The organism is Klebsiella sp. I138 (assembly GCF_051131765.1).
Classification (GTDB): domain Bacteria; phylum Pseudomonadota; class Gammaproteobacteria; order Enterobacterales; family Enterobacteriaceae; genus Klebsiella.
Genome location: NZ_CP180447.1, coordinates 2733962 through 2746984 on the forward strand (window position 1 = coordinate 2733962; position 13023 = coordinate 2746984).

Annotated in this window: 17 protein-coding genes; 4 read left to right on the forward strand and 13 right to left on the reverse strand. The window is 51.8% G+C overall.

The features are described from left to right. Positions 1-353: 353 nt before the first annotated feature. The 5 genes from ACMYSK_RS12725 to ACMYSK_RS12745 form a co-directional block, all read right to left on the reverse strand. Positions 354-992: a CatB-related O-acetyltransferase gene (locus ACMYSK_RS12725; RefSeq protein ID WP_434643671.1), complete on the reverse strand. Its 639-nt coding sequence runs from the start codon at positions 990-992 to the stop codon at positions 354-356. A 468-nt stretch (positions 993-1460) separates the two neighbouring features. After that, positions 1461-2870 carry an amino acid permease gene (locus tag ACMYSK_RS12730; protein WP_434643673.1) on the reverse strand — a complete coding sequence of 470 codons (1410 nt, stop codon included), beginning with the start codon at positions 2868-2870 and terminating at the stop codon, positions 1461-1463. Positions 2871-2881: 11 nt separating this feature from the next. Next, a complete protein-coding gene (locus ACMYSK_RS12735; RefSeq protein ID WP_434643675.1) occupies positions 2882-4075 on the reverse strand; it encodes an aromatic amino acid transaminase in 1194 nt (397 codons plus the stop codon). Positions 4076-4132: 57 nt separating this feature from the next. Further along, positions 4133-4504 (reverse strand): RidA family protein, encoded by a 372-nt coding sequence (locus ACMYSK_RS12740; RefSeq protein WP_434643678.1) that lies wholly within the window; start codon positions 4502-4504, stop codon positions 4133-4135. Then, the gene (locus ACMYSK_RS12745) at positions 4492-5295 is read right to left on the reverse strand and encodes an alpha/beta hydrolase (protein WP_434643680.1); all 804 of its coding nucleotides are present in this window, start codon (positions 5293-5295) and stop codon (positions 4492-4494) included. Before ACMYSK_RS12745 ends, ACMYSK_RS12740 begins: the two co-directional genes overlap by 13 nt. A gap of 396 nt (positions 5296-5691) precedes the next feature. Between ACMYSK_RS12745 and ACMYSK_RS12750 the strand changes: the two genes are divergently transcribed. Beyond that, the gene (locus ACMYSK_RS12750; protein ID WP_434643683.1) at positions 5692-6558 is read left to right on the forward strand and encodes a GNAT family N-acetyltransferase; all 867 of its coding nucleotides are present in this window, start codon (positions 5692-5694) and stop codon (positions 6556-6558) included. A gap of 115 nt (positions 6559-6673) precedes the next feature. On the opposite strand, the gene ACMYSK_RS12755 is transcribed toward ACMYSK_RS12750, so the two are convergent. Then, positions 6674-6838 (reverse strand): YnfU family zinc-binding protein, encoded by a 165-nt coding sequence (locus tag ACMYSK_RS12755; RefSeq protein ID WP_434643686.1) that lies wholly within the window; start codon positions 6836-6838, stop codon positions 6674-6676. A 473-nt stretch (positions 6839-7311) separates the two neighbouring features. Here ACMYSK_RS12755 and ACMYSK_RS12760 point away from each other — a divergent pair, with 473 nt between their 5' ends. Next, the gene (locus ACMYSK_RS12760; RefSeq protein WP_434643689.1) at positions 7312-7584 is read left to right on the forward strand and encodes a hypothetical protein; all 273 of its coding nucleotides are present in this window, start codon (positions 7312-7314) and stop codon (positions 7582-7584) included. Positions 7585-7593: 9 nt separating this feature from the next. On the opposite strand, the gene ACMYSK_RS12765 is transcribed toward ACMYSK_RS12760, so the two are convergent. The 3 genes from ACMYSK_RS12765 to ymcF form a co-directional block, all read right to left on the reverse strand. Then, positions 7594-7806, reverse strand: coding sequence for a hypothetical protein (locus ACMYSK_RS12765; RefSeq protein ID WP_434643692.1), 213 nt, complete (start codon positions 7804-7806; stop codon positions 7594-7596). A gap of 144 nt (positions 7807-7950) precedes the next feature. Next, positions 7951-8181 (reverse strand): hypothetical protein, encoded by a 231-nt coding sequence (locus ACMYSK_RS12770; RefSeq protein WP_434643694.1) that lies wholly within the window; start codon positions 8179-8181, stop codon positions 7951-7953. An 80-nt stretch (positions 8182-8261) separates the two neighbouring features. Continuing rightward, positions 8262-8450 (reverse strand): cold shock small protein YmcF, encoded by a 189-nt coding sequence (gene ymcF / locus ACMYSK_RS12775; protein WP_434643696.1) that lies wholly within the window; start codon positions 8448-8450, stop codon positions 8262-8264. Positions 8451-9212: 762 nt separating this feature from the next. On the opposite strand from ymcF, the gene ACMYSK_RS12780 reads away from it, so the two are divergent. Beyond that, complete coding sequence (locus ACMYSK_RS12780; protein ID WP_434644084.1) at positions 9213-9326, forward strand: YnaM/YnfT family protein; 114 nt, start codon at positions 9213-9215, stop codon at positions 9324-9326. A 230-nt stretch (positions 9327-9556) separates the two neighbouring features. Here the strand turns inward: ACMYSK_RS12780 and ACMYSK_RS12785 are convergent, their stop codons facing one another. After that, a complete protein-coding gene (locus ACMYSK_RS12785; RefSeq protein WP_434643699.1) occupies positions 9557-10837 on the reverse strand; it encodes a citrate synthase in 1281 nt (426 codons plus the stop codon). A 185-nt stretch (positions 10838-11022) separates the two neighbouring features. Between ACMYSK_RS12785 and ACMYSK_RS12790 the strand changes: the two genes are divergently transcribed. After that, positions 11023-11373 carry a DUF1304 domain-containing protein gene (locus ACMYSK_RS12790; RefSeq protein ID WP_434643701.1) on the forward strand — a complete coding sequence of 117 codons (351 nt, stop codon included), beginning with the start codon at positions 11023-11025 and terminating at the stop codon, positions 11371-11373. Here the strand turns inward: ACMYSK_RS12790 and ACMYSK_RS12795 are convergent. The 3 genes from ACMYSK_RS12795 to ACMYSK_RS12805 are packed head-to-tail and all read right to left on the reverse strand — an operon-like array spanning position 11370 to position 12976. After that, the gene (locus ACMYSK_RS12795; protein WP_434643704.1) at positions 11370-11567 is read right to left on the reverse strand and encodes a hypothetical protein; all 198 of its coding nucleotides are present in this window, start codon (positions 11565-11567) and stop codon (positions 11370-11372) included. The genes ACMYSK_RS12790 and ACMYSK_RS12795 overlap by 4 nt on opposite strands. Then, a complete protein-coding gene (locus ACMYSK_RS12800; protein WP_434643707.1) occupies positions 11564-12364 on the reverse strand; it encodes a COG4705 family protein in 801 nt (266 codons plus the stop codon). The genes ACMYSK_RS12795 and ACMYSK_RS12800 overlap by 4 nt, the downstream gene beginning before the upstream one ends. A 42-nt stretch (positions 12365-12406) precedes the next feature. After that, entirely contained in the window at positions 12407-12976 is a 570-nt protein-coding gene (locus tag ACMYSK_RS12805) for a class I SAM-dependent methyltransferase (RefSeq protein WP_434643709.1), read from the reverse strand. Positions 12977-13023 lie beyond the last annotated feature (47 nt).

Below are 13023 nucleotides of genomic sequence, written 5' to 3' on the forward strand. Positions count from 1 at the left end.
GGTCGAAACATTACACGGATGAGATGATTCAGCATTCTATTCCGCTCGCTGAGGAGGAGGAGATTATCGATATCATCAAACAATATGTCCAGGCCATCCGGGTTTCATGATGCCCCACGTGTTGCATACAGTGTTTAAAGAAGCCCTGAGCCGCTCTGACCGGCTTGTCTGTTAGTTTATCGTCAAACCGGACCCTGCCTATCCGCCTGAAGCATCATTTATCATTTAACACTTCCCCCTCCCATCACTGAGATGTTCTTCCGTAATGGGAGGCCAGGGCTCTGTTCTCCCCCACCGTCAAATGGAAGCAGATTCACGGCCTCGCCAGGAATGAGGCCGCGCTTTCGAGTGGACTAGTCGCGACCTTGCCGATGTAGCGCCACCGCCTGCTCAAGCGCACTAATATCCGGGCTGGACAGCAGCGGTTGCAGGCTCAGCAGGGTCTCTTCGGCTAATTCATAAAGATTCAGCTTTAGCAGGCGCTCAATATCGGGCTCGGGAAAACGGCGTTTGATAAACGTAGCCGGGTTGCCTCCCACGACGGTATACGGCGATACGTCTTTGGTGACTACCGAACCCGCCGCCACTACGGCGCCTTCGCCAATCGTGACACCCGGCATAATCATCGCCCGCATGCCAATCCAGCAGCCGTCCTGCAGCACGGTATCTCCGCGATGCTGGTACGCCTCATTAACACATGACACAAACGGATAGAGGCTAACCCAGTCCATTCGATGCGTGCTGTTGCCGCCCATCAGGATCACCGCTTCCGGCGCGATGCAGACGAAATTGCCAATATAGAGCTTATCTACATGGCCTAATGGTTCCCAACCGTCGCTGACGGCATCGCCGTGCAGGTAGCGCACCACACAGCGTTCAAACCCACGATCCCAGCAGTCGCTATAGTAGCTGTAACTGCCGCGAATGATCACATTCGGGTTGGTTACCGTCAGGTGCAGGCGTTCGGTTATCGACCAGTGCTTATCGGCCATCGAGGCATTCCTTCTTGCGTTTATATATCCGCTTGCTGACCCGTCATCATTAACCGGAAAAACTCAATACCGGCGCAACCACTGAAAGTACGTCTGGCATCATGATGGCTGACTCAGGGAATATTTTGTTGAGAATAAACTGACAGGCATTGGGTTTATTCGCTAGCGCCGACATTATCCATAATTAAACAAAATAGCTCCACCCCGATCATATTCTTAATGATAAAAACGGGCAGTTTCCACACGCTGCCAGGTTTATCTGTGTCCAGACTTCTTATTCTCACTTTCGTGTTGCTTCTGACCTCGTGCGCGGGATATTTTTCGCCGCCGCCAAAAGACACGGTGGACAGCGACGTCGGGAAGCGCAGCTCGCTTCCCGACTGTCGGAGTCGCCACAACGTCATTATCTGCGACTGGGGGAAACCGTAGATATGCGCGTTCGCCCCCTTGCGGAGGCGAACGACGGATTTATTGCACCCGATCGATATCAGGCGTGGGGAGGGTCGTGATGACCGGACGGGAACGGCGGCTATAGAAATAAAGGCCGACCAACAGCAGCGTAAACGGAATACCAAACCACAGCGTCATGCGGAAGAAATCGGTAAACGCCGTTGAAATCAGCAGCGCCAGCATCAGAACAGCCCCCAGCAACGTACTCCACGGGTAGCCCCATAGCCGAAACTTCAGTACCGTTTGCGTGTGCTGACGGCGAAAGAACAGATGCGTGATGAATATCATCAGCCAGGTGAAGCAGGCCCCGTAAACCGAAATGGACATCATCGCGGCAAACGCCTGCTGCGGGTAGATAATGCTCAGGACGATAGAAACCATAATGCCGACGCACGAGATTGCCAGCGCATTCACCGGGATCCCACGAACGCTGACCCGCCCGAAACCTGCCGGCGCCTGTCCGGCACGCGACAGCGAGAACATCATTCGCGTAGTGATATACAGCTGGCTGTTCATGGCCGAGAGCGCCGCAATCAGGACGATAAAGTTAAAAATACCGCCGGCGTACGGCAAGTGAATCACGTTCATCGCCACCAGGAAGGGACTTTCGCTGGTACCGGACTGACGCCACGGCACAATTGCCAGCATCAGCGCTATCGAGAGCATATAGAAAATAAACAGGCGCAGGATGGTTCCTTTAAACGCTGACTTCACCGCCACTACCGGGTTTTTCGCTTCCCCTGCCGCCACCGCGATCATTTCGATACTCAGATAGCTAAAGATAGAAACAATTGTCGCGAACCACATCCCGCTGATCCCGAACGGCATGAACCCACCGCCGCCGGTAAAATTGTGCAGGCCATAGGTCGGATTGGCGGAGAAGGCCAGGATCCCCAGCCCAATAACGATAAAAGCCATGATCGCCAGAACCTTGATCGTCGATAGCGCGTACTCAACCTGGCCAAACCATTTTACGCCGATAACGTTAATCACAATCACCACGGCGGAAAACAGCAACACCCACGGCCAGACCGGCGTATGCGGGAACCAGAACTGCATATACATTCCAATGGCGGTTACCTCGGTGCCGACTGCCAGTACCACGCAGGACCAGTAGGAATAGCGCACCAGAAATCCACAGAGCGGACTGAGATAAAACTCGGCATAGTCGCCGAATGAACCCGGAGTAGGATGCTCTGATGTCATCTCCGCAAGGCAGCCCATCAATAGCAGCGCGATCACGCCGCCAATCAAATAGCTCAGCAACACCGACGGCCCGGCCATCTGAATAGCGTAAGCGCTCCCCAGAAACAGTCCGGTACCAATCGCGCCGCCGATTGCCAACATCGACATTTGCCCGGCGGTCAGCTGTTTCTTCAGCCCGCCCTGGCGCTGTGCAATCTCATCAAAACGCTTGCGATCTTTCATCGGTTCCTACCTTAGCGACGGGCGGTGGTCACATCGAGGATAGCGGCGGTGACGTAGTCGATGTTGTCACCATTAAGGCCGGGCAGACACATCCGTCCCGGCGCCACCAGATAAATGGCATAGCGCTCGCGCAGCTCGTCCACCTGACGTTCGTTCAGTCCGGTATAGCTGAACATCCCGCGCTGATCGCGGATGCGCCGGTAGTCCAGCTGAGAACCGCCCTGCTCCAGTCCGGCAGAGAGCCGCTGGCGCATCTGCTGAATTCTCTGACGCATTGTCGCCAGCTCCTCCTGCCACTGCTGGCGGAGCTGCGCATCGGCTAATACCATGTCGACTATCCGACTGCCGTGGGTAGGCGGGCAGGAGTAGCTACGGCGAATTAACGTCTTTAAGGCGCCCTGAACGTTAGCCGCCGTCTGCGCATCGCCGCAGCGGACGGTTAATCCCCCCACCCGCTGGCCGTACAAGGCGATATTTTTTGAAAACGAGTTGGCGACGATAAAATCGATATCGCTCTCCAGCGCCAGTCTCAGCGCATAGCAGTCTTCCTCCAGGCCGGCGCCGAAACCCTGATAGGCAATATCGAAAAATGGCAGCAGCCGCTGCGCCTGAATCAGCTGAATAAGCGTCTGCCACTGGCTGTGGCTGAGATCGGTTCCGGTCGGGTTATGGCAGCAAGGATGCAGCAGCACCGCCGTACCTGCAGGGAGTGTCTGCAGGGCCTGTAGCATGTCGGCAAAGCGCAGTTCACCGCTGAGATTGTCAAAATAGGGATAGCTGTTGACCTCTAAGCCCGCCCCGGAAAAAATGGCCTGATGGTTGGCCCAGGTCGGGTCTGAAACCCAAATCTCTTTACGCTGTAAAAAATGAACGAGAAAATCGGCCGCCAGCTTCAATGCCCCTGAGCCGCCAACGGTTTGCACCGTCGCCAGCGCATGCTGTGGGGCTGTTGGACCCAGCAGCAATGTTTGTATCTGGCTGGCAAAACGTGCGCTGCCTTCAATCGGCGGGTAGCCGTGCGGCTGCCGCTGCGCCAGCAGACGCTGCTCCGCCTGCTCGACGGCGCGCATCAGCGGAACCGCCCCTTGCGCGTCATAATATAAGCCGATGCCTAAATTAACTTTGCGCGGATTGCGGTCCTGCAAATAAGCTTCCATTAATGACATAATAGGGTCGGGAGTCGATGATTTAATGTCTGCGAACATAGGTATCCTTAGCCATAATAAAATATGGCCAGCAGGTGAATATTTATTTTTGTGTTTTCAGGCCGTCGCGCTGACGGTAATTTCTATTTTCATTCCAGGCACCACTAATTTATCGACAATCACCGTCGAACGATTAGGGTATGGCGCATTAAAGTAACGCCGGTAAATATCATCAAGGCGTGCGACATCATTCACATCGGTCAGATAAATAATAACCTGGAGAACATTATCGCTATGGCTCCCGGCCGCCCGCAGCGCCTGGATAAGATTATCGAAAGTCAGGGCAATCTGCCGTTCCGCCGGGCCGGTATCAATAGTCCCGTCGGCCCGGACCGGACCATGGGCGGTAAAGAGCATACCGCCGCCGCGGGTCGCCCAGGAAAATGGCTGACCGATGTCCGGCAGGCCGGTTTGAATTACGTCTCGCATAAAGGGTTACCATAGTGGCAAAGTACGTTGAAAAGTGCGCCATCAGTGGCAAACAGCGCATCAAGGATAGAGTAGTGATTCGCCGCAGGCAGGGCTATTTCGTCGACCGGCCTCCCCAGCTGGCGCAGCGCCCGGGCATAGTTTTCACTCTGTGCGATGAGTTCTGCCCGCTCGGCGCTGCCGTAAAACAGCGCCAGCGGCGGCGCCTGGTCCTGGATATGGTGTAGCGGACTGAGCTCGCTCACTTCCTGCGCCGTCAGCTGTAATGGCCGGTTGACCGCCGTGGTCAGCAGCGGCTCAAGATCATAAATCCCGCTGATTGCCAGCACCGCATCCACACGCGGATGCGCCTGCCAACAGGCAGCCAGATGACCACCAGCGGAGTGGCCGCTCAGAAAAACCGGGTCGCGCAGCCCCGGCTGGCACGCAATGGCATCCAGCGCCGCGCCAATCTGGCGGTGGATTGCCGTTAACGTCGCCTGCGGCGCTAACGTATACTCCACCAGCATCACATCAAATCCCCATGCCAGCGGTCCGGCGGTAATAAAAGCAAAATCCTCTTTATTACAGGACTGCCAGTACCCGCCATGGATAAATATGATCGTCCCCGCCTTTCCGGCCGGCGAAATAAACCAGTCAATACGTTCCCGCGCGCCGGGACCATAAGAAAAAGTCATGGTATTTTCATTGTGCTGATACACCTGCTGACTCCGCCACTGAAAGTCAGCCAATATTTCCGCCTCATTATCGACGGTTGTGCTGTTGTCATAACTCCCAACGCTGAGTTTCATATATTAAACTTTGTTTATTATTTAAGATGTGGCTTAACTATTAGCAATGAGCAATTTTATTGTCAAGCCTGTACAAAGTGGAATGCGTGGGAGTTAATAGAAATTAAATCTCGTCACTAATAAGTTTTACCAGTGAAACTTTTCTGGGGAGATTAGTCTGCAAAACGGTGGCGACAATCGGTTGACGCTCATCGATCAACGCATTCGCCACGCTCTCCACTCTTCCTGACCTCTGTACTGTGACCGAGCCAACGTCCTGAGAAACGACTGAAGAGTCAAACTGTACAAACATCGGGAAAAGTTCATACTCAACCCTATAAATGAGCCAATGTCTTTGATATTAATTTGGCAGTAACAATGTCGGGTCTCAGAACTTATAAAAAGGAATACAGACCAATGAAATACAAATTAGTCAAACAGGTTGTCCATGATGATGTGTTAAGAAACAGCTTCATTAATTTGGCAATTAAGACCTTTGACCTCTCTTTTAAGGAGTGGTACAAAAAAGGCTACTGGACTGAGTCGTATATTCCTTATGCATTTGTTGACCATAATAAAGTCATCGCTAATGCCTCAGCGAATATCATCGATCTAATGTGGCAGGGGCAGCCTAAACGCTATATTCAGATTGGTACCGTAATGACCGCAACCGATCATCGTGAAAAGGGTCTGGCCAGCCAGCTGATTAACCAGATTCTGGCTGACTGGCAGGATCAGGCCGACGGTATTTTTCTCTTCGCTAACTCCACTACCGTTGATTTCTATCCGAAATTTGGCTTTGAACGAACCGATGAGTATCAGTACGCCCTGCCGGTTACGCCTGCCGCCGGAGATTTTCGCAAGCTGGATATGGATAAAGAGAGCGACGTTGAAATTCTCAAATACTATTACCAAAAATCAAACCCGTTTTCCCGGCTCTCGGCGCACCATAACTTCGGCCTGTTAATGTTCTACTGCTCGGCTTTTATGAAGCACTTCGTCTATTACTCGGAGAAAAATAACGCCGTCGCAATCGCCATGCAGAACGATCATGCCCTGCTCTGTTTTGATATTTTCTGTGACAGCGAGAGTTCGCTGTCGAAGATCGTGAACGAACTCGCGGCGGAGCACTCCCGGCAGGTTATTTTAGGTTTTACCCCGAAGGAAGACAGAGTTGGTGAATACGAAAAAATCGAAATTGATGATTTCCTGTTCATCTATGCGGCGAAAGAAAATATCTTTAAAGACCGCAAACTCATGTTCCCGACGCTCTCGCATGCCTGAATAATTTCGACTCCGGACAGATTACCAGCTGAAGAAACCGGCGTCCCCGCAGAGGCCCGCGAGGCTGCCCCATCCCGTCATCATGCCCACCGGCGGCATGACGGGATGTAACACATTATTTAGCAACGACAAACAGAGACTTGCAGCGTGGACACAGTAATGTCGCGCCTTTTTTTACTTTGTTTACAGGCTGTCGTGATTTATGCCCGCATTCCGGGCAGGTTACCGTGGTATCAGAGGAGGAACTCAAGCGCTTCACTGCGTTGTCGAAGAATGACATAGACCTTACCCACCGAATGAATGTGGTCTATCATACCATTAAGTGTTCAAAAAACACACAGCGCCAGGGCACCAGATCATGGCTACGAAGAAAGAGTTTATCGTCGTTTAAACACGATATTTTATCTGATGCTCTCTCGGCACTCAGACATCTTAAAAACGAATTCGCATTTCTCGGCTCCTCACTCAGGAGACGATATTCGATTGTTAGGCCTTGTTATCTACGCGTGTCAGAAAGAGACCGTCTCTTATTAACCCGCAAGCTAGCACGCTTCTACCAGTCCCTGTATGAGATGTCATAACCCGCTGCTTTTAGCTGTTTTCACTAAAAACAGTGTAATCACCCTATTATCTATAAAAAACCCATCTGAAATAAGATGAATAGCATGAGTCGTAATTTAGCCCTAATCTGATGAATGAGATATGGTAATGTTTATTCATATCGAATGATGACAGACAAACAAGAGATAACAAATGACTGAAAACTCAACAATTCATGCTCAAAATTGTCGTACCGATATCGGGATTGGAAAACAGGTCACTGCCAGCGTAAAAGGGTATGTCGAAGGCAAGCTCTATATGATTGACATTACCGTTCATCCTGTTGAGATCACGTTTGATTTTGGCGAAGAAAAAATAAAATACGGCTCTTATTTTAGTTCTAAAAATCAGGAGATGGTGTGGGCGGCAGAAAGAAAAGAGCTAACCATCTCCGATGAAAAAGGGTCTTTCACGATTGCCTTTTAATTATCAGGTTCAATGTCGATAAAACGTGCCGTCGCTATGCCCTGACCCAATACGGCCCGCTTCAATTAAAATTTCATCGATAACATCTTCAAGACAGGCTGAGCCATGATTCTCACAAATCATATGAACCTGTTTTAATATCTCGTCCTGGGACATCTCTCCGCGCAAAGCGGAGGTCAGCATGACGGATGCCCAGCGTCGAACTTCCGGGTGCGTAATCATACAGCTTCACCTCAAATAGCAACACACGTCTTTAAATTATAGGTGTTCAGAAGACATTCACCCATTAAATCATGCTGTCGCCCTGGCCCCTGACCGGCATAAGGATTTCCTTGCCTTGCCGGCTGACGGCCTTTCATCGAGGTGCTACGGCAGCAGCTTTACCGCCGCGTTTTGAATCTCGGCTGATGTTAAATCGCGGTCAGAGGCAACATGCACGATGCGATGATCGCCCGTTAAGGAAGGAAATTCGGCGGACATGATCTGCAGATGCATTTGTTCACCATTAGGATACTCACGTAATATTGTTGTTACGCCCGGCATTATCTTTGCGACTACCGCCGGTAATGCATTAAAAAAAACAATAACTTTCTTCATCGGTCTACCACCTGAATGACAGCGCAATGATCGCTACGCTATATCTGTACAATGAAAAAAGGCCCCGTCTGGGGCCTTTTTTATTTCCGACAGTCCATCGGCACGGTGCCGCTGGAAATGTAAGGAGCAATATTATCAAATGTAACCATTGATGTTTTACAGAAGATACATTTTGCGCCAAACGGATTTTTTTCCGTCACATCGTAATTCGATGTTCTGTATTGTGACCCATGACAGCATGGGCATCTGAAATGAATGTATTCAGTCATAATGTTAGCCTTTACTTGCGACAACATTCACTACCGCAGGGACAAGAGATTATACTCTGGTGAAAACGCGTCTGTGGTTTTCAAGGATAGTGCAGAAATCACTACGCCGAACAGCACACTGCGGGCATCCCCTTTTTTGTGGCCGTTCTCTCAATGATTAACCCGAGTTCTTTCACGAGATTACTCATTATTTCTTTTAGTGACTTTCTAAGATATGTTGTTAATTTTTTTAATTAGCCCTTGGGCATATCTGGTCTGCAGAAAACTTATCAAAGAGAAAAATACCCAAAAGGAGATATCAGAAGATAAATGCGATGAGAAAATTCCGAGAACTGTTACAGATAATGTTTAAGACTCAAACCGTTGATGCCATTAACGCATGTTAATCATCTATTGGCAAGCGTTATTTTTACAGTTTTTTAACCCTCGTTTTTCGCAATACAACTATGCATATATTGACTGATTCTGACAATGTTAAGGGTGAAGGTTTGCCAGCCTCGGCCCGGCACCGGTCTTTTGTCATAAAACAGGAAAGTCGCGTCCTCAAACAATGCCAACGAGTGCTCTTTATCCTCTTCAATTGCTTAGATTTTTTAAATATTTTTTCTACAACGCATGAATCAGTATCTTTCGCGGATAAAAAGGCGCATCTTCATACAGATCGGCAGTGATGCATCCCATGCAGATCGCAATGTCTGGTCAGAAAGCACATTTTTCTCATTAATTGCTCAAGATACTATTACCGCAGGCCACACTATGTTTATGACATTTTTCATTTATTTCGGAATTATCGGTTCCGTCGCCGCGCTGGCTTTATTTTCCCTATCGCTGTTATGGATTGCTGTTTCAAATAATCCGGACAACACGGATATATAAACTTCATCTGAATTTAATATTCACGCAACGCTTAATCCATTAAAGTGTGACACCTTCCCGGTGACATCATATTTATTCCCTGATTTTGCAATGGCTTGAGTAAGCAGATATCCCCAGCCGGGCCCCACAGCAAAAAGTCCGGCAATGTCACCATCACCGGACCCTGTATTGCCTGTCACGACACTTCGCCAGAATCGCCCAGCCTGAACGCGGCCGGACGTAGCCGTCTTTTACCCGCGACGCGAAACGTAATCCCGCTTAGGCTCCCCGGTGTAGATCTGCCGCGGACGGTATATATTCAGCGGCGACTCATGCATCTCGTTCCAGTGAGCGACCCAGCCCAGCGTTCGCCCCACCGCGGTAATCACCACAAACATCGACGGTGGCAGCCCTATCGCCTTGAGGATCACGGCGGTATAAAAATCGACGCTCGGCGAAAGTCCGTTCTCAACAAAGTACGGATCGTGCAGCGCGACCTCTTCGAGGGCCATTGCCACCTGAAGCAGCCGGTCCGACATTCCCAGTTCCGCCAGCAGCTGATGACAGGTTTCGCGCAAAATGGCCGCCCGGGGATCGAGATATTTGTAGCGTGAGTTACCAAAGCCCAGGCGACGGAAAGCCTGAGGGTCCCTCTTCACTTTACTGATAAACGCCGGTACCTGATCGACGCTCTCAATATCGCCCAGCATTTGCATACTGGCCTCGTTGGCACCGCCGTGCATTGGCCCCCACATCGACGCCAGACCGGCCGCCACGCAGGCAAACAGATTGGCCCCTGAGGACCCAGCCGCACGCACCGTGGTGGTCGACGCGCACTGCCCGTGGTCGGCGTGGAGCACCATGATCTGGTTCAACGCCCGCTCGATGACCGGGTTCACCTGGTATTTTTCTGCCGGAATCGCAAACAGCATATGCAGGAAATTCCCCACATAAGACAGGTCGTTTTTCGGATATACCGCTGGCTGTTCGATAGAAAACTTATAGCTCATTGCCGCAAGCGTCGGCATCTTGGAGAGCAATCGGGTGGCGGCCAGCGCACGGTGCTCGGGGTTTTCGACGTCCAGAACATCGTGGTAAAAGGCCGCCAGCGCGCCCACCATGGCACACATCAGCGCCATCGGATGGGAGTCGCGACGAAAGCCGCTGCACATTTTTGACATCTGCTCATGCACCAGAGTGTGGCGGGTAATTTTTTCCCGGAAGACCTGATAGCTCTCCTCATCGGGCGCCTCTCCGTGCAGCATGATATAGGCCACCTCCAGGAACTCGCACTGTCTGGCCAACTGGTCCACCGGGTAGCCGCGGTGCAGCAGGATGCTGTTCTCCGTATCAATGTAGGAAATGGCCGACTCACACCCGGCGGTATTGTTGAAGCCCGGATCAAAACTGCACATCCCTGATGACGCGAGCGCGCGGACATCGATACCGACGTGACCCAGCGTCCCGGACACCGTATTCAGGGAGATGGTCTCTTGTCCATCCGAAGAAAGTATTAACGGTTTGGTTCCCATTCTGTAAATTCACCCCTCAGCAGCACACGCGTGATCACCCTGAAGTCATTCTCCAGGCCGAATTTCCAACATAGCCGGGGTGCTGCGGCTATTCTTTGATATAAACGGTTAAAAGCGCGATAAAAGCGGGTTTTAGCAGGCCAGGTCGCTCTCACTGAATTTTGCTCTTACTCATAAGGACTACCGTGTTAGCCAATACACTTATCTTCATCGTCGCCGCTATCCATATCTACATACTGATCCTGGAGATGTTTTTGTGGGAGAGTAAAGCCGGGCGCAAGGCCTTCAAACTCAGCGCAAACTTTGCCCGCGAGACCCGGGTTATGGCGGCAAATCAGGGGCTATATAACGGTTTTTTAGCCGCCGGTTTGCTGTGGGGACTCTGGAGTCCAGAAAGCGGATTTGAGTTTAAAGCGTTCTTTCTAATCTGCGTGGTGGTCGCCGGACTGTACGGCGCCGCAACCGCCAGTCGGAAAATACTTTATGTGCAGGCGCTCCCGGCAACGCTGGCACTGATTGCGCTGTGCGTCGGCTAATACCGGGAGCGTGGGCATGCATTGACGGTCGCGGGAGATGAGTCCTGACCCGGCGGCGGCCTGGATGCATCCCAGGCCATCGGCGAAAGCACCCAGACGTTTGCTACTTTCTGAACTCGCGCCTCGGCCATCGTCGAACCGAAACTCAGTAGCGAAGCCATCATTAACAGCAGATAGATCCCTTTTCTTTTCATCTCGGCGACTCCTCATCGTGACGAACGGCAAGCGCCGCCGGCTTGTGCCGTTCTAGCATCGACAGGCAGCCCACCAATACAACGATAGCGGCCCCAAAGATCAGGCTTACGACGTTAGCGCCAAGGCCAAAACCGCCGCTGTCTACCGGCTGCGACAGCAGGTCACCGCAGGCGGCGCCAAACGGGCGGGTCAGAATATATGCCGCCCAGAAGCAGAACACCGCATTAGCACGAAAGACAAAACGTGCCGTCGCAATAATCAGAAGCCAGCCGCCGAAGAAAGCTGCTGCGCTGTAGTAGCCCATGTTCAGCCCCTCGGCCAGGCCGTCGCCTACGGCGGTGCCCAGCGCAAAGGTGAACAAAATAGCCAGCCAGTAGAAACGCTCTCGCACCCGGCTATCGATGTGATGGATAGACAGGGTCTTTTCCCGGGCGTACCACAGCGCAAAAGTCACGAGTAGCGCCAGAGCAAAAAAGAGCGAACTGTAGGCCAACGGGACGTGCAGTGCATCGGTTAAATTATCGGTCACCAGGGTCCCGAAAATGCTGATAAATACTACCGTCAGCCAGTAGATCACCGGCTGGTAGCGGGTTTCCCGCAGTTGAAAAACCAGGGTAACAAGCAGCAGCCCACCGACCACCCACGAGGTATTCAGCAAACCGAATCCCAAATCCATATTGAGATAATCGGCGCCGGTTTCCCCGACCGTGGTCGACATCATTTTGATTAACCAGAAGACCAGCGTGACCTCAGGCACTTTATTCAGCCACGCCGGTGATGTCGTCAAAGTGTTCATTTTTATCCTCTTTTTACACGTTTTCGCTGTTGCAGGTGAGCATTAACGCAGCGTACAGACGTACACCAGCGCGGGCGGTAGATTGCGCATTACGACGATCCGCTGCCAGCGAAAAAACCGGGAAAGCAGCGCCTCCGACAGGGGACTGTACTGAAACTGAATAAACAGTCCGCCCGCCGACATCTGTTGCCGGATCTGATGAAGAATGCGCATGCTGATGCGCAGCGGCAACGAGAGCAGCGGCAGGCAGGAAAAAACGATATCGTAGGGGTTGATCAGCCTTTCCGCCGATGCCGCCACAACATTAAGGCGTCGGTCATCAATGGCTTGCAGCTGGCCGACAAAGCCTGGATTGATTTCATAAGCGTCAAGCATCGCATCGCGGCGCATCCGCGACAGGATCCCTTTAGTTAAAACACCGTTTGCCGCGCCCAGTTCGGCGATCGACAGGCTGACGCCCCAGTCGACCTGGTTCATCATTGCGCGACAGAGCGCGGGTGACGATGGCAGCAGCGCCCCGGTCGTCCTCGGAGCGGCAATAAACTGGCGCAGGTAAGAAGAACCGCGCGTTAACGCGGTTTCGGCAGAATGTGAAAGCGGTTTGTTAGGCATAATTATCACCGGACAGTCAGCGGAGAATCCATTATCCGCTGCCGTGG